This is a genomic window from Isoptericola sp. NPDC056134, from assembly GCF_042264825.1.
GTDB lineage: Bacteria > Actinomycetota > Actinomycetes > Actinomycetales > Cellulomonadaceae > Isoptericola > Isoptericola nanjingensis.
On the sequence record NZ_JBHJVM010000015.1, the window covers coordinates 25,961 to 47,500 of the forward strand.

Annotated in this window: 19 protein-coding genes; 12 read left to right on the forward strand and 7 right to left on the reverse strand. The window is 74.8% G+C overall.

What is annotated here, in order from left to right:
* Positions 1 to 132 precede the first annotated feature (132 nt).
* Positions 133 to 1,479 carry an MFS transporter gene (locus ACFCZN_RS14810; protein ID WP_429765105.1) on the forward strand — a complete coding sequence of 449 codons (1,347 nt, stop codon included), beginning with the start codon at positions 133 to 135 and terminating at the stop codon, positions 1,477 to 1,479.
* Positions 1,480 to 1,512: 33 nt separating this feature from the next.
* Here ACFCZN_RS14810 and ACFCZN_RS14815 read toward each other — a convergent pair whose 3' ends face one another.
* Entirely contained in the window at positions 1,513 to 2,220 is a 708-nt protein-coding gene (locus tag ACFCZN_RS14815) for a GntR family transcriptional regulator (RefSeq protein ID WP_430557239.1), read from the reverse strand.
* Positions 2,221 to 2,406: 186 nt separating this feature from the next.
* Here ACFCZN_RS14815 and ACFCZN_RS14820 point away from each other — a divergent pair, with 186 nt between their 5' ends.
* The gene (locus tag ACFCZN_RS14820) at positions 2,407 to 3,420 is read left to right on the forward strand and encodes a LacI family DNA-binding transcriptional regulator (RefSeq protein WP_429765103.1); all 1,014 of its coding nucleotides are present in this window, start codon (positions 2,407 to 2,409) and stop codon (positions 3,418 to 3,420) included.
* Positions 3,421 to 3,426: 6 nt separating this feature from the next.
* On the opposite strand, the gene ACFCZN_RS14825 is transcribed toward ACFCZN_RS14820, so the two are convergent.
* Positions 3,427 to 4,671, reverse strand: coding sequence for a glycosyltransferase (locus ACFCZN_RS14825; RefSeq protein WP_430557240.1), 1,245 nt, complete (start codon positions 4,669 to 4,671; stop codon positions 3,427 to 3,429).
* A gap of 152 nt (positions 4,672 to 4,823) precedes the next feature.
* On the opposite strand from ACFCZN_RS14825, the gene ACFCZN_RS14830 reads away from it, so the two are divergent.
* Positions 4,824 to 5,393, forward strand: a complete 570-nt coding sequence (locus ACFCZN_RS14830; protein WP_430557241.1) for a DUF1697 domain-containing protein — start codon at positions 4,824 to 4,826, stop codon at positions 5,391 to 5,393.
* A gap of 6 nt (positions 5,394 to 5,399) precedes the next feature.
* On the opposite strand, the gene ACFCZN_RS14835 is transcribed toward ACFCZN_RS14830, so the two are convergent.
* Together ACFCZN_RS14835 and ACFCZN_RS14840 are read right to left on the reverse strand one after the other, a co-directional pair.
* Positions 5,400 to 5,774 (reverse strand): VOC family protein, encoded by a 375-nt coding sequence (locus tag ACFCZN_RS14835; RefSeq protein ID WP_430557242.1) that lies wholly within the window; start codon positions 5,772 to 5,774, stop codon positions 5,400 to 5,402.
* Between the two features lie 42 nt (positions 5,775 to 5,816).
* Positions 5,817 to 6,482, reverse strand: a complete 666-nt coding sequence (locus tag ACFCZN_RS14840; RefSeq protein WP_430557243.1) for a uridine kinase — start codon at positions 6,480 to 6,482, stop codon at positions 5,817 to 5,819.
* A 91-nt stretch (positions 6,483 to 6,573) separates the two neighbouring features.
* Between ACFCZN_RS14840 and ACFCZN_RS14845 the strand changes: the two genes are divergently transcribed.
* From ACFCZN_RS14845 to ACFCZN_RS14855, 3 genes are all read left to right on the forward strand, one after another.
* Positions 6,574 to 7,758 carry a sensor histidine kinase gene (locus ACFCZN_RS14845; protein ID WP_430557244.1) on the forward strand — a complete coding sequence of 395 codons (1,185 nt, stop codon included), beginning with the start codon at positions 6,574 to 6,576 and terminating at the stop codon, positions 7,756 to 7,758.
* The gene (locus ACFCZN_RS14850) at positions 7,755 to 8,420 is read left to right on the forward strand and encodes a response regulator (protein ID WP_430557245.1); all 666 of its coding nucleotides are present in this window, start codon (positions 7,755 to 7,757) and stop codon (positions 8,418 to 8,420) included. The genes ACFCZN_RS14845 and ACFCZN_RS14850 overlap by 4 nt, the downstream gene beginning before the upstream one ends.
* 177 nt (positions 8,421 to 8,597) lie before the next feature.
* Entirely contained in the window at positions 8,598 to 9,362 is a 765-nt protein-coding gene (locus ACFCZN_RS14855; RefSeq protein WP_430557246.1) for a CPBP family intramembrane glutamic endopeptidase, read from the forward strand.
* Between the two features lie 24 nt (positions 9,363 to 9,386).
* Here the strand turns inward: ACFCZN_RS14855 and ACFCZN_RS14860 are convergent, their stop codons facing one another.
* The 3 genes from ACFCZN_RS14860 to ACFCZN_RS14870 are packed head-to-tail and all read right to left on the reverse strand — an operon-like array spanning position 9,387 to position 12,480.
* Complete coding sequence (locus ACFCZN_RS14860; protein ID WP_429765091.1) at positions 9,387 to 10,112, reverse strand: LutC/YkgG family protein; 726 nt, start codon at positions 10,110 to 10,112, stop codon at positions 9,387 to 9,389.
* Positions 10,109 to 11,662 carry a LutB/LldF family L-lactate oxidation iron-sulfur protein gene (locus ACFCZN_RS14865; RefSeq protein WP_430557247.1) on the reverse strand — a complete coding sequence of 518 codons (1,554 nt, stop codon included), beginning with the start codon at positions 11,660 to 11,662 and terminating at the stop codon, positions 10,109 to 10,111. Before ACFCZN_RS14865 ends, ACFCZN_RS14860 begins: the two co-directional genes overlap by 4 nt.
* A complete protein-coding gene (locus ACFCZN_RS14870) occupies positions 11,659 to 12,480 on the reverse strand; it encodes a (Fe-S)-binding protein (RefSeq protein ID WP_429765088.1) in 822 nt (273 codons plus the stop codon). Before ACFCZN_RS14870 ends, ACFCZN_RS14865 begins: the two co-directional genes overlap by 4 nt.
* 197 nt (positions 12,481 to 12,677) lie before the next feature.
* On the opposite strand from ACFCZN_RS14870, the gene ACFCZN_RS14875 reads away from it, so the two are divergent.
* The 6 genes from ACFCZN_RS14875 to ACFCZN_RS14900 all read left to right on the forward strand — a co-directional run bounded on the left by ACFCZN_RS14875 (position 12,678) and on the right by ACFCZN_RS14900 (position 21,486).
* Positions 12,678 to 13,382: a FadR/GntR family transcriptional regulator gene (locus tag ACFCZN_RS14875; RefSeq protein ID WP_429765087.1), complete on the forward strand. Its 705-nt coding sequence runs from the start codon at positions 12,678 to 12,680 to the stop codon at positions 13,380 to 13,382.
* Positions 13,383 to 13,511: 129 nt separating this feature from the next.
* Positions 13,512 to 14,213, forward strand: coding sequence for a SprT-like domain-containing protein (locus ACFCZN_RS14880; protein ID WP_429765086.1), 702 nt, complete (start codon positions 13,512 to 13,514; stop codon positions 14,211 to 14,213).
* A gap of 227 nt (positions 14,214 to 14,440) precedes the next feature.
* Positions 14,441 to 16,759 (forward strand): GDSL-type esterase/lipase family protein, encoded by a 2,319-nt coding sequence (locus ACFCZN_RS14885; RefSeq protein ID WP_430557248.1) that lies wholly within the window; start codon positions 14,441 to 14,443, stop codon positions 16,757 to 16,759.
* The gene (locus tag ACFCZN_RS14890; RefSeq protein ID WP_430557249.1) at positions 16,756 to 18,783 is read left to right on the forward strand and encodes a rhamnogalacturonan lyase; all 2,028 of its coding nucleotides are present in this window, start codon (positions 16,756 to 16,758) and stop codon (positions 18,781 to 18,783) included. The genes ACFCZN_RS14885 and ACFCZN_RS14890 overlap by 4 nt, the downstream gene beginning before the upstream one ends.
* Positions 18,784 to 18,842: 59 nt before the next feature.
* Complete coding sequence (locus tag ACFCZN_RS14895) at positions 18,843 to 19,889, forward strand: beta-ketoacyl-ACP synthase III (RefSeq protein ID WP_430557250.1); 1,047 nt, start codon at positions 18,843 to 18,845, stop codon at positions 19,887 to 19,889.
* A gap of 220 nt (positions 19,890 to 20,109) precedes the next feature.
* A complete protein-coding gene (locus ACFCZN_RS14900; RefSeq protein WP_430557251.1) occupies positions 20,110 to 21,486 on the forward strand; it encodes a Gfo/Idh/MocA family protein in 1,377 nt (458 codons plus the stop codon).
* The last annotated feature ends 54 nt before the right edge of the window (positions 21,487 to 21,540 follow it).

The window sequence follows — 21,540 nt, forward strand, 5'->3', positions numbered from 1 at the left end:
ACGTGCTGGGCCGCATCTCGGCCGCGGCGCGCGAGGACGCGATCATCGGCTCGAACACCTCGACCATCCCGGCCCCCGTGCACGGCTCGTCGTCGAGCCGTGCCCCCGCACGAGACACAGGAGTCCTCGAACGTGACACAGGTCAACGAGCCCGCCCTCGTCCGGAAGGTCACGCTGCGGCTGCTGCCGCTGCTGGTGGCCCTCTACACGGTGGCCTACATCGACCGCTCCGCCGTCGGCTTCGCGCAGCTCAGCATGGGCGCGGACGTCGGCATCGGCGACGCGGCGTTCGGCCTCGGCGCCGGGCTGTTCTTCATCGCGTACTTCCTGTTCGAGGTGCCGAGCAACGTGCTGATGCAGAAGTACGGGCCGCGGATGTGGTTCGTGCGCATCCTCGTCACCTGGGGCATCATCACGGCCGCGATGGCCCTCACGCAGGGACCGATCAGCTTCTACGTGCTGCGCTTCCTCCTCGGCGTCGCGGAGGCCGGGTTCTACCCCGGCGTGATCTTCTACCTCACCACCTGGTTCCCGCACCGGCACCGCACCAAGGCGACGGGCACCTTCGTGATCTCGGCGCCGCTCGCCTTCATCATCATGTCGCCGCTGGCGGGCTGGCTGCTCGGGGTGTCGGGCCTCGGCATGTCCGGCTGGCAGTGGCTGTTCCTCGTCGTGGGCGCGGCCGCGGTGCTCATGGCGATCCCGACGTGGAAGCTCCTCCCCGAGTCGCCGAACCGGGTGAAGTGGCTGTCGAAGGACGAGTCCGACTGGATCGCCCGCGAGCTGGAGAAGGACAAGGCGGAGCGCAAGCAGGAGGACGGCAAGAACCCGCTGCGCACGCTGATCGACAAGCGGGTGCTGGTCTTCGCGCTGCTGTTCTTCCCCTCGACGGTCGGCGTGTACGGGCTGTCGTTCTGGCTCCCGCAGGTGGTGAACCAGTTCTCCACCTCCACCCTGCAGACCGGGATCCTCACCGACGTCCCGTACCTGTTCGCGCTCGTGGGCGTGCTGGTGACGTCCCGCTGGGCGGCCCGGCACTTCCGGGACAACTGGGTGCCGCTCGCCTGCCTGTTCGTCGGGTCCGCGATCGGCATGGGGGTGAGCGCCGCCGTCGCGTCGCCGGTGCTCCAGCTCGCCGCCCTGTCCCTCGCGGCGTTCTGCGTGTACTCCATCGCGGGCGTCTTCTGGTCCCTGCCGAGCGGCGTGCTCGCCGGTGCCACGGCCGCGGTGGCGATCGCGGCGATCAACTCGTTCGGCAACCTCGGCGGCTTCATCGGGCCGTACGTCGTGGGCCTCTTCACCCAGGCGACCGGGAGCACCGAGGCGGGCATGTACTTCCTCATGGTGGTGCTGCTGCTCGGCGCGGCCGGGACGTTCGTCGCGCGGCGTGCCGTCGTGCGGATGCAGCGGGCGGACGACGCCGTCGAGCCCGGTGCCGACGTGCCGGGCACCGAGGGCCGGGGTGCCGCGCGGGTCTGACCCCTGCCGCTGGGAGCCGGCACCCCCGCAGAGCTACGCGCTCGGCGGGGGTGCCGGCTCCTCGCGTTCCGACAGGGACCGCGTCCGGACCCCCTCGATGTGCCGGCGCATGAGCTCCTGCGCCCGCTCGGGCACCCCCGACCGCATGGCGTCGAGGATCGCCCGGTGCTCCTCGACCGCCACGGCCTTGTCGGTGACCCCCTTGCCCGAGAACTGCCGGAAGCGCTGCGCGAGCCCGCCGAGGGCGGCGAAGGCGGCCTGCAGGTAGGAGTTGTCCGCCGCCTGGGCGACCAGGGCGTGGAAGCGCTCGTCGGCCTCCCAGTAGTCGCGGAACTCCTGGTAGGTGGGGCCGTTGGGCGAGCTCTCGAGCTCCGCGACGGCCTCCTCGAGCCCGGCAAGGAACTCCTCGTCGCCGCGCTCGCACGCGAAGTACGCGTTCGCCGGCTCGACGGCGAGCCGGGCGTCCATGAGGTCCGTCAGCTCCTTGGTGGTCGGCGCCGGGGTGACGAAGTAGCCGCGCAGGGCGACCCGCCGCACCATGCCGGTGGCCTCGAGCCGGGCGAGCGCCTCGCGCACGGGGGTCGGCGAGACGTCGAGGTCGCGGGCGATGCCGTCGATGTTGAGGCTGCTGCCCGCCGCCAGGGTGCCGTCCATGAGCCACGAGAGCAGCTCGTCGAACACGTGGTCGGCGAGCGCCCGCCGCGGGACGGGGCGCGCGGTCGAGCTGCTGGTCCTGGGCACGGGCCGATTCTATCGGTGCGGGCCTCGGCGGCCCTCGCGGCGCCGCACCCCGGGCGACCGCCTCGGTCGGGTCCCGGGCGTCGACGGAAGACGTTTTCCGTGCGCCGATAGGCTGTGCACCGGCGAGCACGTCCGGAGTGCCCGCGTCGGGCGGGTACCGGCCGCCCCGGAGATGGAGGTGTGCTCGTGGCCCGAGCGAGGCTGCAGGACGTCGCCGACCGTGCGGGGGTCTCCCTCGCCACGGCGTCGCGGGTGCTCAACGGCTCGGCGCGGCAGCCCGGGGCCGAGCTGGTCGCGCGGGTCAAGGCCGCGGCCGCCGACCTGGGCTACGTCGTGAACGCGCAGGCGCAGGCCCTGGCGCGCGCCCGGTCGGGGCTGCTCGGGCTGGTCGTGCAGGACATCTCCGACCCCTACTTCTCCTCGATCGCCGCCGGCGCGCAGGCCGCGGCCCGGGCCAGCGGGCGGCTCGTGCTGCTCGCGTCGACCGGCCGCGACCCCGTGGCGGAGCGGGAGGCCGTGGCCGCGTTCGCCGCCCAGCGCGTGGACGCCGTCGTCGTCGCCGGGACCCGGTGGACCCCCGACGACGACGCCGCGCTCGCGGCCGAGCTCGACGCCTTCGTCGCCGCGGGCGGCCGGTCCGTCATCGTCGGCCAGCCGGTGGGCGACGGCTCCGTGGTGCGCCCGCCCAACGCGACCGGCGCCCGCGCCCTCGCGGAGGCGCTGCTGGCGCAGGGGCAGCGGCGGTTCGTCGTCCTCGGCGGGCCGGCGCGCGTCGTGACGTCGCGCGAGCGGACCGACGCGTTCACCGCCGCCGCCCGTGCGGGTGGCGGCGACGTCGCGGAGGTGCTGGTCACCGAGTTCTCCCGCGACGGCGGGTACGCGGCCGGCGACGACGTCGCCGAGCTGGTGCGCGAGCGCGCGGCCGAGAAGCCGCTGACGGTCTTCGCCGTCACCGACGTCATGGCGATCGGGCTCATCGCCCGCCTCCGCGAGCTCGGGGTCGAGGTGCCGCGCGACGTGCGCGTCGCCGGGTTCGACGACGTCCCGACCCTGCGCGACCACGCGCCGGCGCTGTCCACCGTGCGCATCCCGCTGGAGGAGATGGGCAGCCTCGCCGTCCGCGCCGCCGTCGGCGACGCCGCGCCCGGCGCCGTCACCGAGGTCGACTTCGAGGTGCAGCTCCGCGACTCGACGCGCTGACCGGCGTCAGGCGCGCGCGAGTGTCAGCCCCAGCCCGCGGTGGGCGCGCTCGATCGTCGCCGCGTAGGCGGACAGCATGCGCACGTGGCTGAACCGCGGCCGCGCCGCGACGAGCGCCCCGGTGAGGGCGTCCCGACGCGCCGCCGCCTCGCGCCACGCCGCGGCGATCTCCGCCGGGTCGAAGCCGGTGACGAGGCCGATGCCGTCCACGATCCGCGCGCTGTCGCCCACCGGCGTGGTGACCGGCACCGCCCCGCACATGGCGCCCTCGATGAGGCACAGCGGCGCGGCCTCGCCGAACGCGGAGGTCAGCGCGACGACGTCGGAGGCCGCGAGCACCTGCTCCATGTCGTGGCGCACGCCGAGCAGGTGGACGCGGCCCCGCAGGTCGGGCCGGTCGGCGAAGGCGTCGTCCAGGTCGGCCGCGAGGTCCGGGTTGGCGGCGCTCATGCCGGACCCGCACATCACGACGTGCGCGTCGGCGTCGCCCGCCAGCAGCTCGCGGGCCGCGGCGACGAACAGCCGGGGGTTCTTCATCGCGTCGTAGCGCGCGGCGTACGCGACGACCGTCCCGTCCGCGGGGAGCCGGTGCGCCCCGCGGAACGCGAGGCGTCGCGCGGTGCGGGCCGGGCGGAACCGGGTGAGGTCGACCCCGTTGGGGATCACGCGCAGCAGGTGCGCGGGCACGCCGGCGGCCTCGTAGGCGGCTCGCGTGGACTCGGCGCAGCAGACGACGGCGGCGAGCCGGCCGTCGTCCGCCGCGCGCAGCAGGTGCCCCAGGCCCGACCCCTGGTGCTCCGGGTCGGAGCGGTGCAGGCAGGCGACCACCGGCCGGTCGGGCAGCACGTCGGGCCGGGAGAGCAGGCGCAGCGGCTGCTCCTTGAGCGAGAGCACCACGTCGGTGCGCCGCAGCTCGCGGGTCAGCACCTCGGCCTCGGCGTCCGTGAGGGCCTCCGGGTCGTGGGGCAGCTCCGAGGACCGGCCGAGCGACGTCACGCGGACCCCCGCGGCCTTGAGCTGCCGGTACCGGCGGTCGTCGACCATCCGCTGCAGTGCGGCGTCCCGCCGCACCTCGTCGTGCACGCTCAGCGCCGCGTGCCGCTGGCGGCCCTGGGCGTGCAGGCCGGCCACGACCGACGAGTGCAGCACGCGCGCGCCGCCGCTGAAGAAGCCTTCGTAGAGAGAGAGCACGCGGACCGCTCCGTGCTCGTCGCGCCGTTCGATCGTGCGCTGGACGTCCTGCTCGGCCATGGGGACCACCTCCTGCCCCCAGCGTGAGCGGCGATGGTGTAAGGCGGATGACCGGCGTGTGACATTCTCATGACGCGTCGTGGCCCGGGGATGGGCAGGTCTTGGGCATCGCGGCCCGCCGTCACGTCGGGGGCGCGTGCCATCGTGTCCCCATGGCCACGTCCCCGCGCCCCCCGACGTCCGTGGCGCTGCTGCGGGGGATCAACGTGGGCGGCCACCACCGGGTCGCCATGACCGACCTCGTGGCGTGCTTCCGCGACGGCGGCCACGGGGAGGTCCGCACCGTGCTGCAGAGCGGCAACGTGCTGCTGGCCGCCGATCCGGCGAGCGGTCCCGAGCTCGAGGACGCGATCGAGCGGATGCTCGCCGCCCGCCTCGGCTTCGCCGTCCCGACGCTCGTCCGCTCCCGCGACGAGCTCGCGGCCACCGTCGCGGCCGCGCCGCCCGACCACTCCTCCGGCGCGCTGCGCAGCGAGGTCTTCTTCCTCAAGCACCCGCTCACCGCCCGGGAGGTGCTGGCGCAGATGCCCGAGCTGCGCGAGGGCGTCGACGCCGTCGCGCCCGGGCCGGGCGTCGTCTACTTCTCCCGGGTCGCCGCCGAGGCACGGCGCACCCGGATCACCCGGCTCATGGGCATGCCCGCGTTCCGGCAGATGACCGTGCGGACCTGGCGGACGACGACGCGCCTCCTCGCGCTGCTCGACGAGCCGCTGCCCGCGTAGCGGGTCTCAGTCGATGCAGAACTCGTTGCCCTCGACGTCCTGCATCGTGATGCAGGACTCCTCCTCGCCGTCGGCGTACTGCGTGTAGAGGTAGACCGCGCCCAGCGGCTCGAGGCGGGCCTGCTCGGCCCGCAGCGCGGCCAGTCGCTCGTCGCCGACCAGCCCGGTGCCGACGCGGACGTCGAGGTGCACCCGGTTCTTGACGACCTTGCCCTCGGGCACGCGCTGGAAGTACAGCCGCGGGCCCTCGCCGGTGGGGTCCTGCGCGACGCAGTCGACGCCGTCGGGCATGACGTAGCCGAGCACCGTGCACCAGAACCGGGCGACCCGCTCCGGTTCCGCGCAGTCGAAGGTCACCTGGAACTTCCGCACCGTTGCCATGCGCCCACCGTAGGCGCCGAGGTGGCCGGCACCGAAAGGACATCAGGGGGCGAGCAGCGCGCGGATGTCCCGCTCCGCCTGCGCGGGCGTGACGAGGCGGCAGCCGAGGTCCGTCCACCGCCGCACCAGCGCGGGCTCGGCGCGCAGCAGCCCCCATCCCCGGCGCACCAGCGTGGGCAGCGGCTTGCGCGACTCGGCGACGTCGCGCAGGAAGCGGAACCAGAAGTTCATGACGCGCGGCTGGCTGAGGCAGATCGCGTCGGCGAGGATGCCGTCGGCCCGGCACGCGGACACGAGCTCGGCGGCGAAGATCCCCTCGGCGACGACGACGGGCGCGTCGCCCGCCTCGAGCACCGTGCCGCCCGTGCGGCGCGAGGTGGGGATGTCGTACACGGGCACGTCCGCGCGGCCGGCGCGCACCACGGCGCGCAGCGCGTCGAGGGCGGCGGCGGAGTCCCAGCTGCGGGGGTCGTCCCAGTCGACGATGCCGTACCGCATGGGCATCCCCGGGAAGTCGGCGTCGTGGTAGAAGTCGTCGAGGTTCATCACCGGTAGGCCGAGCCGCCGGGTGAGCGCGGTCTTCCCCGACCCCGAGGGCCCCGTGAGCAGCACGATCCGCCGCGCGGGGCGCCGGGCGCCGGGGGGCACCTCGAAGAGGGCGTCGGACTCGTTCGCCGGGTCGTCGGTCGGCGGCGCGCTGTCGGTCACGGGCACCCATTCTCGGCGGCGGCGGTCATGCTTGTCGAAACCGGGACCCGACCGGCGGGCGCGCCGCCCCGCCCGCGGGTACGTTGCGGACGTGCAGGACCGCGCGCCCCGGCCGGCCGCCGGCGTCGCGCTCGACGCGTCGGTCGCCGTCGTCGTGCTCGCCCTCCCGGTCTCGCTGTGGGCCACGGGGGCGATGCCGTTCGTCCCGTGGGGCGCCGCCGCCACCGTGATCTCCTGCGCGGCGCTCTTCTGGCGCCGCAGCCACCCGACCGTCGTCCTCGCCGTCACCGCGGTGCTCGGCGTCGCGGAGACCGCGGCCGCCGCACCGGGCGGGGCGCTGCTGCTGCCGCTGGCGATCGCCGTCTACACCGTCGTCTCCCTCGGCGAGCGCCGGCTCGGGCTCCTGGCCGCGGCGGGCTCCGCCGTCGTGCTCGACGGCGTGCTCCTGCTGCGGGGCGCGAGCCCGGGCTCGGGCGTGGTCGCGGCCGTGCCGCTCCTGCTGGCGCTCGCGGCCGTGGTCGGGCTCGTCGTCGCGGCCCGGCGGGCGGAGCTGACGACGGCGCGGGACCGGGCCTCGCGCGCCGAGGCGACGCGCGAGGCCGAGGCGAGCCGCGCCGTCGCGGAGGAGCGGCTGCGGATCGCCCGCGAGCTGCACGACGTGCTGGCGCACCAGGTCGCCGTCGTGGGCGTGCAGTCCGGGGTCGCCGAGACCCTGCTGGTCGACGACCCCGACGCCGCGCGGGAGGCGCTCGTGCACGTGCGCACCGCGTCCGCCGACGCGCTGCGGGAGCTTGCGACCCTGCTCGACCTGCTGCGACGCGGCGACGAGGAGGCACCCGAGCGGGCCGCGCCGGCGCCGTCGCTCGCCCGCCTCGACGCGCTGCTCGACGCCGTGCGCGCCACCGGGCTGCGGGTGGACGTGCGGGTCGAGGGCGACGCCCGGCCGCTCGTCCCCGTCGTCGACCTCGCCGCCTACCGCGTGGTGCAGGAGGCGCTCACCAACGCGCACAAGCACGGCGCCGGCAGCGCCCGCCTCACGCTCGCGTGGACGCCGGACGGCCTCGGTGTCGAGGTCGTCAACCCGGTGACCCGCGCCGCGGCGGGCGGCGTCGCGGCGGCCCCGTCGACGGGGCACGGGCTGCTCGGCATGCGCGAGCGCGTCGCGGCGGTGGGCGGGGCTCTCGAGGTCGGCCCCCGCGGCGGCGAGTTCGTCGTGCGGGCGGAGCTGCCTGCCCCCGCCCCGACCCCCACCCGCTCCGAGGAGGGACCGGCATGACCGTCCGCGTGCTCGTCGTCGACGACCAGGAGCTCATCCGCGGCGGCTTCGTCGCCCTGCTGCGGCACGCCGACGGCGTCGAGGTCGTGGGGGAGGCCGGCGACGGCGACCAGGGGGTGCGGCTGACGCGCGAGCTGCGTCCCGACGTCGTCCTCATGGACCTGCGCATGCCGGGTACCGACGGGCTCACCGCCACCGCGCGCATCGCGGACGACCCGGACCTCGCGGCCGTCCGCGTCGTCGTCCTCACGACGTTCGAGGGCGACGCCGAGGTGCTCGGCGCGCTGCGCGCCGGCGCCAGCGGATTCCTCGGCAAGGGCGTGGCGCCCGCCGACCTCGTCGCCGCCGTGCGGACGGTCGCGGCCGGCGAGGCGCTGCTGTCGCCCGCGGCGACGCGCGCCGTCGTCGCGCACCTGGGCAGCGGCCCGCACGCCGCGCGCGGCATCGACCCCGGTCTCGTCGCGCACCTCACCGAACGGGAGCGCGAGGTCGTGGCCCTCGTGGGCCAGGGGCTGTCGAACGACGAGATCGCCGAGGAGCTCGTCGTGTCCCCGTTCACGGCGAAGACGCACGTCAGCCGGGCGCTGGCGAAGACCGGCGCCCGCGACCGCGCCCAGCTCGTCGTCATCGCCTACCGGTCGGGGCTGGTCGAGCCGCGCTGAGCCGCGCTGGTGCCCGCCGCTCCGTCGTCGGGCGTACTCCCTGGGGAGTACGCGCAGGTCCACCCGCCAGCACGACGACCGCGGGGGTGCCCGGCGCGCACCCTGGGGTCATCGATGCAGCAGGCATCGGTCGAGGGGCGGGGCCTCACCGAGCAACCCGCACGCCAGGAGCGCACGATGACCACCATGACCAGCAGGAGCGTCACCACCCACGAGGTGCCCACGAGGGGCCAGGCCCCGGACTTCCCCCTCTACGCCGGGGACCCGGTGCGGCTGTCCGGCCGCCGGTGGGCGGTGCTGATGGCGTCCGTCGTCGTGGCCGCCGCGTGCGACCTGCTCGTCGCCGTCCCCGGGCCGGCCTGGCTGGCGCTCGCGCTGCGCGGCACCCTGTTCGCCGGCATCCCGCTGCTGACGCTGCACCTGGTCGCGCCGGGGACGGTCGGCCGGCTCTTCCAGCGGCTGCGGCCGCGGGCCGGGCTGCTCGCCGTCGGCATCGCCGTCGCGAACGTCCTGGCGTCGTTCCTCGTGGGGGCGCTCGTCTCGGTCCTCGTCGGGGCCCAGCCCAACCCGATGGGCGGCACGATCGCCGCCCAGGGCGGCCTCGACAAGGTGCTCACGTTCCTCGCGATGATCCCGCAGCTGGTCGGCGAGGAGGTCTTCACGGTCCTGCCGCTGCTCGCCGTCCTCACGCTCGGCATGTCGGTGCTGCACCTGTCGCGCCGGTCGAGCCTGGTGCTCGCGGTGGTCGTCTCGACGCTCCTGTTCGCGGCGCTGCACCTGCCCACCTACGGCTGGAACGTGCTGCAGTGCGTGCTGGTCATCGGCACCGCGCGGGTGATCCTCCTGATCCCCTACCTGGTCACCAAGAACCTCACCGCCTCCGCCACCGCGCACGTGCTCAACGACTGGGCGTTGTTCGGCTCGGCCGCGATCCTCGGCTGACCCGTACGGCTCGGGCCGGCGGGGTCAGCCCACCAGGAGGACGTGCAGGGTCCGCGGGCCGTGCACGCCCTCCACGCGGTCCAGCTCGATGTCCGACGTGGCGCTGGGACCGGAGATCCAGGTCAGAGGGCGGTCCGGGTGCTCGCCGAGCAGCCGGACCGCCTCCGGCACGGTCTGCACGACCTGGTCCGCCCGCACGACGCACAGGTGCACGTCGGGCACCAGCGAGATCGCGCGCCGGCCCTGGTCGGGCTCGCCGTCGAGCACGATCGTGCCCGTCTCGGAGATCGCGACCCGCGCCGCGGTGACGACAGCCGCGACGGCGTCGAGCTCCGTCGCGGCGAGCGGGCGCTCGCGCGAGTCCCGCACGACGTCGACGTCCGCCGGCAGCGCCGCCAGCCACGCGTCGTCCAGCCCGTCGGGGACCACCACCCGCACGGACCTGTCAGGGCGGGCGCCGGGAACGTCCCGCGCTGGTCCTGACAGCTCGGCGACGAGGGCGGCGACGGTGGCGGGCAGGGCGTCGGTGGCGACCTGGTGCACATGGGCCTTGTAGTCCACCAGCCGGTCGACGAGCTGCTCCAGCACCTCGGGCGAGCCGACGGCGTGCTCTCCGGCGGCACGGTAGGCGCGCGGCACGGGCTCCGGGTGCGGCGCGGTGCCGACCTTGCCCGACGGCGTCGTGCCGGAGCCGGTCTGCCCCAGCGCCGCCCGCACGCGCGCCAGGACCTCGGTGCGTGCCCCGCTCATCGGGCGCCCTCCTCGTTCTCGTGCTCGGCCTGCCACCACTGCCGGAACGTCTGCTGGGGCGGCGCGGGCAGGTCGCGCGCCTTCGTCCACGCCGACGCGGGTGGCGGCGCCACCGAGACGGCGTGATCCCGCCCGCCGAGCCCGCTGCCCAGCGTGGCGGCACGGCCGGCGAGGGCGAACCGGTCGCCGTCGGCCATGACCCAGGACGCCGCCTTCATGGCCGTCTTCCAGGGGTCGACACCGCGCGACGACCGGTCGGCGTCGACCTCGCGGGCGCGCAGGTCGACGAGGATCGACGGGATGTCGATCTTCACGGGGCACACCTCGTAGCAGGCGCCGCACAGCGTCGACGCGTAGGGCAGCGAGGCGTTCGGGTCGTGGTGCCCGGACACGCCGCCCGTCGACGCGGTGAGCTGCGGCGTGAGGATGGCGCCGATCGGCCCGGGGTACACGGAGCCGTAGGCGTGACCGCCCACCCGCTCGTAGACGGGGCAGACGTTGAGGCACGCGGAGCAGCGGATGCAGTGCAGCGCGGACCGGCCGACCTCGTCGGCGAGCACGTCGGTGCGGCCGTTGTCGAGCAGCACCAGGTGGAACTCCTGCGGCCCGTCGCCCGGCGTCACGCCCGACCACATCGACGTGTACGGGTTCATCCGCTCGCCGGTCGACGAGCGGGGGAGCAGCTGCAGGAACACCTCGAGGTCGTCGAAGGTGGGCACGAGCTTCTCGATGCCCATCACCGTCACGAGCGTCTCGGGCAGCGTGAGGCACATGCGGCCGTTGCCCTCCGACTCGACGACGGCGAGCGTGCCCGTGTCCGCGACGGCGAAGTTGGCGCCGCTCACCGCGACCTTGGCGGACAGGAACTTGCGACGCAGGTGCGCGCGGGCCGCCATGGCGAGCTCGCGCGGCACGTCCGACAGGTCGGGCGGGGCGTCGCCCATGCGGGCGAGGAAGATGTCGCGGATCTCCGACCGGTTGCGGTGGATGGCCGGGACGAGGATGTGCGAGGGCATGTCGTCGGCGAGCTGCACGATGAGCTCGGCCAGGTCGGTCTCGATGGCGGCGATGCCCTCGTCGGCCAGCGCCTCGTTGAGCCCGATCTCCTGCGTGGCCATCGACTTGACCTTGACCACCTCGTCGGCGCCCTTGGCCTTCGCGATGTCGGCGACGATCCGGTTGGCCTCCGCCGCGTCGCGCGCCCAGTGCACGACGCCGCCGCGCGCGACGACGTTCTCCTCGAGCTGCTGCAGCAGGTCGGGCAGCTGCGCCATCACCTGCTGCTTGACGGCGGAGCCGGCGTCGCGCAGCGCCTCCCAGTCGGGCACCTCCCCGACGACGGCGGCCCGCTTGGTGCGGATGACCTGCGTGGCGTGGCCGAGGTTGCGCCGCAGCTGGTCGTTCTTCAGGGTCTGCTTGGCGGCGGCGGGGAAGTCGTCGCCCCAGCGCAGCGGCTCCTGCGGGTGGGGGACCGGGCCGAACGGCTGGTCGGCCCCCGCGTCGTCGGGGCGGCGCAGCGTGCGCGGCAGGCCGAGGAACGTGCGGCTCATCGGGTGGCCTCCGTCCGCGCCGGGCGCCGGCGTTCCGGGCGCGTGAACGTCGTCTCGGGCAGGGGCGTGGGCTCCTCCCGGGTCGAGGCGAGCACCTCCGCCAGGTGCAGCGCGCGGACGCCGGTGCCCTGGCGGGAGAGCCCGCCGCCGATGTGCATGAGGCACGACATGTCGCCGGCGGTCAGCACCTCGGCGCCGGTGCCCCGCACGTTCGCCGTCTTGTCCTCGAGCATCGCGGCCGACGTGTCCGCGTTCTTCAGCGCGAACGTGCCGCCGAACCCGCAGCACGAGTCGGCCGCCGGGAGCTCCACCAGGTCGATGGCCTCGACGGCGCGCAGCAGCCGCAGGGGCTTGTCGCCCACGTGCAGCATCCGCAGCGAGTGGCAGGTGGGGTGGTAGGTGACGCGGTGCGGGAACCAGGCGCCGACGTCGGTGAGGCCGAGCACGTCGACGAGCAGCTCGCTCAGCTCGTACGTCTTGGCGGACACCGCCTCCGCCGTCGCGGCGAGGTCCTCGAGGCCCGCGCGGCGGCAGACCATCGCCTGCTGGTGGCGCACCGACCCCGTGCACGAGCCGGACGGCATGACGACGGCGTCCCACTCGCCGTCCGCCACGGGCGCGAACGTCTCCACGTGGTTGCGGATGACGGGCACCGCCTCGCGGAAGTAGCCGGTGTTGACGTGCATCTGCCCGCAGCACGCCTGGTCGGCGGGGAAGACGACCTCGTGGCCGAGGCGTTCCAGCAGCCGCACGGTCGCGCGCGGCGCCCCGGGGAACAGGGTGTCGGCGAGACAGGTGGCGGCGAGGGCGATGCGCATGCGACTCCTCTGTGCTTCGTGCGGTCGTGCTCGTGCGGTGCCGGCGCCAGGCCGCTGCGGTACGGCTGTGGTCAGCCACCGTTCGGCTCGGTCCAGCATGACCCGGGCGGGTCGGGGGCGCCACGGCGGCGGCGCCGAGCGGCCACTGTAGCGGATGTGGTCAGACCATTGCTCCGTGCGGTCGTTACGCTGAGCCCGTGCGCACCCACGAACGAGTTCTCGCCCACCTCGAGGAGGGCATCGCCGCCGGCCGGTGGGGCCTCGGCGAGCGGCTGCCCGGCGAGCGGGCGCTCGCGGAGGACCTGGGCGTGTCCCGGCCCTCCGTGCGGGAGGCGATCCGCGTGCTCGACGCGCTCGGCATCGTGCGCCCCGGCGTCGGCTCCGGGCCGACCGCGGGCGCCGTCGTCATCGACCGCCCGGCCGCCGGCCTGGGCGCCGCGGTGCGGCTGCACGTGGCCACCGGCACGCTGCCGGTGCGGGACGTCGTCGCGACCCGCGTGCTGCTCGAGTCCTGGGCCGTGGCCCAGGCGGCGGAGCGGGCGACGGACCTCGCGCCCGGCGCGGCCGCCCACCTCGAGGAGGCGCGCCGGCTCCTGGGCCGGATGGAGGACGACGACGTCCAGCCGGCGGAGTTCCTCGAGCTCGACCAGGCGTTCCACCTGGAGTTCGTGCGCATGGCCGGGAACGTGCTGGTCGAGGCCGTGATGACCGGGCTGCGAGGCGCGATCGGCGGGTACGTCGCCGTCGGGATCGAGCGGCTGCCGTCGTGGCCGCGCACCGCCACGCGGCTGCGTGCCGAGCACCGCGCCGTGCTCGACGCCGTCGCCGCCGGGGATGCCGAGGCCGCCTCCGCCGCGGTGAAGGCGCACATCGAGGGCTTCTCCCGCGAGGCCGGGGTCTGACGCTCGCACGGTGGCACGCGCGACCTGTGGACGACGGGCAGGGGGTGTCCGCGGGGGCCGCTAGCGTCCTGCGGGTGGCCGCGGCTCGGCGGCCGGACGCGACGGGCCCGGACGGCGGGGGGGTGACGGATGGAGCGGGAGGACGCCGCCCGGCTGGCGCGCGGCCTGATGGCCGAGCACGGGCTGTCCGGCTGGACGTTCCGGTTCGACCGGGCGCGGCGGCGCGCGGGCCTGTGCCGGTACGACCGCCGCGAGATCAGCCTGTCGGGGCCGCTGACGGAGCTGTACGACGAGGCGGACGTGCGCGAGGTGGTGCTGCACGAGATCGCGCACGCGCTGGCCGGCGCGCGGCACGGGCACGACGCCGTCTGGCGCGCGACGGCGCGGTCGATCGGCTCCACGGGCCGGCGCGTGGTGCGCGACGACAGCCCCGAGGTGGAGGGCGACTGGGTCGGCCGGTGCCCGGCCGGGCACCGGGTGACGCGCTTCCGCCGGCCGCAGCGCCCGCAGGCGTGCGCCCGCTGCTCGCCGGTGTTCGACCGGCGCTTCCTGCTCACCTGGACGTACCGCGGCCGGCCGGTGCCCGAGCTCGGCCCGCCCGCGGCGACGGGTGGCGGGGCGCCTCGGACCAGCGGGACCTCGGCGCCCGCGGAGGCGCCGTCGCGGGTGGACCCGGCCGGTGTCCGGCCGGGGGAGCGGCTGCGGGTGGTCGCGCCGGGCCGGTACGACGGCGTCGTCGGCACGCTGCTGAAGCGCGGGCGGACGCGGTTCCACCTGCAGGTCGGCAGGTCGGTGCTCACGGTGCCGTTCGGCCTGGTGGAACGCCCCTGACCGGCGGTCCGCGCGAAGTCGTGCGGACCGGACGCGCCGCCGACGCGGTCGGCACGCTGCCCTGACCTGGGGTTGTGCTTGCCCGGGTCGACGGGCATCATGGTCGCGCACCACCTGCTTGAATCCATTCAACCTCGACGACCGACGACGGCCGCCGAGGGTGGCTCGACGACGAGACCTCGAGGTGAGCACCAGTGCCAGCACAGAACCGCCCAGCGCGTCCATCGATGGAAAGCGCTCACCAGTCGCCCCGTCGCCCGGCGGCTCGGCCCGCCCGCAGGGCCCTCGCCGCGGGCGCGACGACCGTCGGCCTGGTCCTCGCGGGCCTGTCCGCCACCGCCGGCGCCGCATCGGGCGCGGCGGCCGCCGACGTCCCCGCTCCCACCGCCGTCCGCGTCGCCCGCGCCGTCGACGGCGCGCTGTCGATGCGCTGGAACGCGGTGGAGGGCGCCGCCGGCTACGTGCTGTCCCGCAGCGACGCCGTCGACGGGGAGTACGCCGAGGTCGCGCGCACGGACGAGCGCACGGTCTACGCGACCGACGACGTCGGCACCACCGCCGTGCACTACTACCGGGCGCAGGCGATCGGCGCCGACGGCACCCTGTCCGCGCCGTCCGCGGTCGCCGTCGGCACGCTGGTGGGCGACGGGGTCGCGGACCCGGAGATCCCCGAGGGCGGGCTCACCCTCGACTTCGGCAACGGCGCGACGGCGGCGGGAGCGACGCGGATCGTCGCGGGTCCCGCGTACTCGAAGGCGCACCGCGTCGGCTTCGTCGACCCCGCCCAGGTGACCCCGGTCCGGCGCGACGGCGACGACCCGCTGCGCTCCGACCTGGTCCGCGTGGGCGACACCGAGCTGGTGGTCGACCTCCCCGACGGCGACTACACCGTGGGCGTCGTCGCGGGCGATCCCGAGGCCGCCACCGACATCGCGATCACCGCCGAGCAGATGGCCAAGGTGCCCGCCACCGAGAGGGCCGCGGGGGAGTTCCTCGAGACCGAGTTCGACATCGCGCTGGTCGACGGCCAGCTCAACCTCGACTTCGCGGGCGCGGCGGCGAACCTCGCCGCCCTCACGATCACCCCGCAGGCGCCTCGCGAGGCGGGCGCCGAGCCCACCGTCTACGTCACCGGCGACTCGACCGTCCAGACCTACACCGACTACTGGGCGCCGCAGGCCGGCTGGGGCCAGATGCTGGGGCGGTTCCTGTCCGACGGGGTGACCGTCGACAACCACGCGATCGGCGGCCGGTCGTCCAAGAACTTCATCAGCCAGGGCCGCCTCGACGAGGTGCTGCGCCAGATCCGCCCGGGCGACTACCTCTACGTGCAGTTCGGGCACAACGACAACAGCTACGGCGTCGACGACCGCTACGCGGCGCCGGCGGACTACCGCAACTACCTGCGCACCTTCGTCGAGGGCGCGACGCAGCGCGGCGCGACGCCGATCCTCGTCACCCCCGTGTCGCGACGCAGCTTCGACGCATCCGGGCACGCGAACGTCTCGTTCCCGCAGTACGTCGAGCAGGCGCGGGCGCTCGCCGAGGAGACCGGCACCCCGCTGGTCGACCTGTCCGCCTCCAGCCGCGCCTACCTGGACGAGATCGGGCCCGAGGCCGCCACGTCGGTGTTCCTGTGGGTGCCCGCGGGCGTCTACCCGGCCCGTCCGGACGGCACGCAGGACGACACCCACTTCCAGGAGTACGGCGCGATCCAGATGGCGCGCCTGGTCGCGCAGGACACCGCCGGCCTCGACGTCCCGCTGGCCGACGAGGTCGTCGAGGCCGAGCCGCCCGCCGAGGTGCCGGCCGCGCCCACGGGGCTCGCCGCCTCCGCGGTGTCGGGCGCGGGCGCCACGCTGACCTGGGACGCGGTCGACGGCGCGGACATCTACCGCGTGCTGCTCAAGGACGCGGACGCCGGCGACGACGCCTACGCCCTGCGGACGACGTCCACCATCGGACGCGTCGACCTCACCGGCCTCGAGTCGGGCGCCTCCTACGACGTGCGCGTCGTCGCGGTGAACGGCCGCGGCGACTCCGCGCCGTCCGAGGCCCTGCGGCTGACCACGAAGGAGCCGCTCTACCGGTTCGACGTGCAGCCCGCGGGCGCCGTGACGATGGACGGCTACCTCCCGCTCGACGGCGCGACGCTCTACGCGCAGGGCCTGGGGTACGGCTTCACCTCGGCGACCGGCCCGGGCGGGCGCGACCGCGGCACGGGCTTCGACCCGGTGCCGACGGCGCTGCAGCGCGACTTCCTGCTGCCGTCGGCGAGCACGCCGATCGCCGTCGACGTCGAGGACGGCACCTACTCCGTCGCCGTCGAGTGGGGCGACATGCTCGGCACCGCCGGCCTCGCCGTGACGCTCGAGGGCGAGGACCGCGGCTCGGCCAACGCCGGGCGCGGCACCACCTCGACGCGCGTGCTCGCGCCGGTCGAGGTGACCGACGGCCGGCTCGACGTCGTCGCGTCGGGCTGGCTCAACGGACTGACCATCACGCGCCTCGACGACGAGGCCACGACCACCGGAGGGAACCGATGACGACACCCCTGCACCACCCCACCGCATCACCGCGAAGGAAGGGCCGCCCCCTGGCCGCCGGGGCGCTGGCGCTGGGCCTGGTCCTGCCCGTCGTCTGCGCGGCGTCGGCCGCGCCCGCCACGGCGTCGGACGGCGTCGTGACGTCGTCGAGCACGACGACGCCGAAGCGGCAGGCCGAGCGCCTCGACCGCTCCCCGGTCGCGGTGTCCACCGACGACGGCGTGTACGTCGGCTGGCGCATGCTCGGCGACGACCCCGAGGCGATCGGCTTCCACGTCTACCGCGACGGCAAGCGCCTCACGGACCGTCCGGTCAGGGACTCGACCAACTTCGTCGACCCCGACGGGACGGCGTCGTCGACGTACCGGGTGAGCACCGTCAACGGCAACGGCAAGGGCAAGGGCAACGAGCGGTGGGCCACGGACGAGTTCAGGGTCTGGGACGGCCAGACCCTCGACGTCCCGCTCGACAAGCCGGCCGACGGCACGACGCCCGACGGCAAGGCGTACTCCTACCGCGCCAATGACGCCTCCGTGGGCGACGTCGACGGCGACGGGCAGTACGAGATCGTGCTCAAGTGGGACCCGACCAACTCGCAGGACAACTCCAAGGGCGGGTACACGGGCAACGTGTACCTCGACGCCTACGAGCTGGACGGCACGCAGCTGTGGCGGATCGACCTGGGGCGGAACGTCCGGGCGGGCGCCCACTACACCCAGTTCCAGGTCTTCGACTACGACGGCGACGGCCGCGCCGAGGTCATGGCCAAGACCGCCGACGGCACCGTCGACGGCGCGGGCACGGTGATCGGCGACGCGGACGCGGACCACCGCAACGCGAGCGGTTACGTGCTGGCCGGGCCCGAGTTCCTCTCCGTCTTCGACGGCGAGACCGGCGCCGCGGTCGACACGGTCGACTACACGCCGGCGCGCGGCACGGTCACCGACTGGGGCGACGGTTACGGCAACCGGGTCGACCGGTTCCTCGCCGGCACCGCCTACCTCGACGGCGAGCACCCGAGCGCGATCTTCTCTCGCGGCTACTACACGCGGGCCGTGATCGCGGCCTACGACTTCGACGGCGAACACCTGACGCGACGCTGGGTGTTCGACTCCGACGAGGCAGGCGACCAGTACGAGGGCCAGGGCAACCACAACCTGTCCGTCGCCGACGTGGACGGGGACGCGAGGGACGAGATCGTCTTCGGCTCGATGACGATCGACGACGACGGCTCCGCGCTCTACAACACCGGGCTGGGCCACGGGGACGCGCTGCACGTGGGCGACCTGGACCCGTCCCGGCCGGGTCTCGAGGTCTTCGCGGCCCAGGAGTCGATGAGCGCCTCCGGGAACCGCGGGGCGACGTTCCGCGACGCTGCGACCGGCGAGGTGCTCTGGTCGATCCCTGCCACGCGCGACACCGGGCGCGCCGCCGCCGGCGACATCGACCCGCGGTACGCGGGCGCCGAGGGCTGGGCCGTCGGGGGCGACGCCGCATGGAACTCCCGCGTGGGCGAGCTGCACGCCGCGTCCGGCGAGCTGATCGGGAGCACCATCCCCGCCGCCAACTTCCTCACCTACTGGGACGGCGACCTGCTCGCGGAGATCGGCGACCACGAGTTCGACGACGGCCCCCGCACCGGCGTGCCCACGATCTCGAAGTGGGACTACGAGAACGGCGAGCAGGTCGAGCTCTACCGCGCGACCGGCACGCTGTCGAACAACGACACCAAGGGCAACCCCGCCCTGCAGGCGGACCTGTTCGGCGACTGGCGCGAGGAGATCGTCACCCGCACCGAGGACTCGACGGCGCTGCGGATCGCCACGACCGTCATCCCGACGGAGCACCGGCTGCGCACCCTGATGTCCGACCCGGTCTACCGGCTCGGCGTCGCCTGGCAGAACACCGCCTACAACCAGCCGCCGCACACGTCGTACTTCCTCGGCGAGGGGATGACGACGCCGGCCGCCCCGGCCCTGGCGTACACGACGCCGGCGCGGCCGGGGGAGAAGGTCGGCCGCTGAGCCGCCCGCCCCGCGAGCACGGGTGAGACCAGGGCGGGTGCGGTGGGATGATCGCTCCCATGAGTGAGTCCACCGCACCCGCCCTGACGCTGCCGGCGGGCGCCGCCGGGTCCCGCATCGTCGGCCTCGGGCACCACCAGCCCGAGAGGGTCATGACCAACGACGACGTCGCGAAGCTCGTCGAGACCAACGACGAGTGGATCCGCTCCCGGACCGGCATCGTCACCCGCCACGTCGCGGCCGACCACGTCACCGTCGCGGACATGGCCACGGGGGCCGCCCGGCACGCGCTCGACGACGCCGGCGTCGCGGCCTCCGACGTCGACCTCGTGGTCGTCGCGACCACCACCGCGTTCGACCGGTCGCCCAACACGGCGGGCCGCGTCGCCTACGCGCTGCGCACCGGCGTCCAGCCCGGGGCGAGCACCCCCGAGGGCGAGGAGGTGCCCGACCTGCGCAACGTCGTCGGGCCCGCCGTCATCGACGTCAACACGGCGTGCTCCGGCTTCGCGTACGCCGTGGGCGTCGCCGACCAGGCGATCCGCGCCGGGTCCGCGCGCACCGCCGTCGTGGTCGGCTCGGAGAAGCTCACGGCCGTGACCGACTGGTCCGACCGCAGCAGCTGCATCCTCACCGCCGACGGCGCGGGCGCGGCCGTGCTGCAGGCCACCGACACGCCGGCGGTCGGGCCCGTCGTGTGGGGCTCGGAGCCCGAGCTGACCCCGGCGGTGGTGATCGAGGCGCCGCAGGAGAAGTTCGCGCAGGACGGCCGCGCCGTCTTCAAGTGGGCCATCACCCGCGCCGCCGACCGCGCCCGCCGGATCGTCGAGGCCTCCGGGCTCACGCTGGACGACATCGGCGTCCTCGCCGCGCACCAGGCCAACCTGCGCATCATCGAGCCGCTCGCCAAGTCGCTGGGGCTCGAGGACCGCGTCGTCGTCACCGACATCACCGAGTCCGGCAACACGTCGGCGGCGTCGATCCCGATGGGGCTGTCCAAGTGGTGGCACTCCGGCAGGATCCCGGCGAGCACGCCGGCCCTGCTCTTCGGCTTCGGCGGCGGCTTCACCTGGGCCGGCCAGGTCGTCATCACCCCGTCGAGGTAGTACGGGCTCTGCCGAGGTAGTACCAACCCTGCCGAGGTAGTACGGATCTCGCCGAGGTAGTACTACCTCGGCGAGATCCGTACTACCTCGGCGAGATCCGTACTACCTCGGCACGAAGGGAACTACCTCGCGGGGGTGGGGAGGACGGCGGCGCTCGGGTAGGCTGGCGGAAATCGCTTACCCGACGTCGCCGTCGTGGCGACACCCAAGGAGATCGACGATGCCCTCCGTCCCCACCCCCGCCGGCAGCTCGACCGACGAAGGGCGCCGCCGTTACGCCGTCGCGGGCGCCGGCCACCGTGCCGGCATGTACGTGAACGCTCTGATCGGCGACCACGCCGCCGACGGCGAGATCGTCGCCTGGGTGGAGCCCAACCCGGTGCGCGCGGCCGTGCACGAGGCGAAGGTCGCCGCCGCCGTGGGCGGCGAGCGTCCCGTCTACCACCCCGACCACCTGGAGAAGGCCCTCGACGAGCAGCGGGTCGACCGCCTCGTCGTCACGTCGGTCGACAACACGCACGCCGACCTCGTCTCCCGGGCGCTCCGCGCGGGCGTCGACGTCGTCGTCGAGAAGCCGATCGCCGCCACCGAGGACGAGGCGCGGCAGATCGCCGACGCCGTCGCCGAGACGGGCCGCGACCTCACGATGACGTTCAACTACCGCTACTCGCCGCGCAACTCCGCGCTGCGCGAGGTCATCGCGTCCGGGGAGATCGGGCAGGTGCTGAGCGTCCACTTCGACTGGGCCCTCGACACCGTGCACGGCGCGGACTACTTCCGCCGCTGGCACCGCGAGAAGGTCAACAACGGCGGCTTGCTGGTGCACAAGTCCAGCCACCACTTCGACCTCGTCAACTGGTGGATCGACGCCGTCCCGCTGCGCGTCTTCGCCAGCGGCGGCCGCCGGTTCTACGGCGACGACGCCGCGCACGCGTCCGGCTACGAGCCGACGGCGGGGGAGAAGGCGCTGAACGACCAGGGCGTTGACCCGTGGCGCATCGACGTCGACGCCGACCCGTACCTCTCCGAGCTGTACGGTCCCGAGGCGCAGGCCGTGGACGGCTACCGCCGCGACCGCAGCGTCTTCGACGCGGGCATCACCACCGAGGACACCCTCGGTCTCGTCGTCGAGTACGCCGGCGGCCCTGTGCTCACCTACTCGCTCACGGCCAGCGCGCCGTGGGAGGGGTACCGGGTCGTCGTCAACGGCTCGCGCGGCCGCGCCGAGCTCGAGGTGGTCGAGCGCGGGTCCGTCGTCTTCGGCGCGGACGGCAAGGCGACCGTGGACCCGAGCTTCACCGCGACCTTCGGCGAGGACACGGTGCGCCCCGAGGGTGAGCGGCTCGTCGTGCAGAAGCACTGGGAGCGTGCGGAGGAGCGGCCGATCGTCGCCGTCGGGCACGGCGGCCACGGCGGCGGCGACGCCCTGCTCCTGGCCGACGTCTTCCGCGGCCGCACCGAGGCCGACCCGCTGGGCCGCGCCGCCGGCTTCCGCGACGGCCTGCGCGCGTCCGGCATCGGCTACGCCGGCAACCGCTCGCTGGCCACCGGCGACCCGGTGCGCCTCGACGACCTGGGCCTCGGCATCGACCTCTGACCTCTGCGCCGAGGTAGCAGCGCCCGTGCCGAGGGAGTTCCTGGCCCGTGGTCA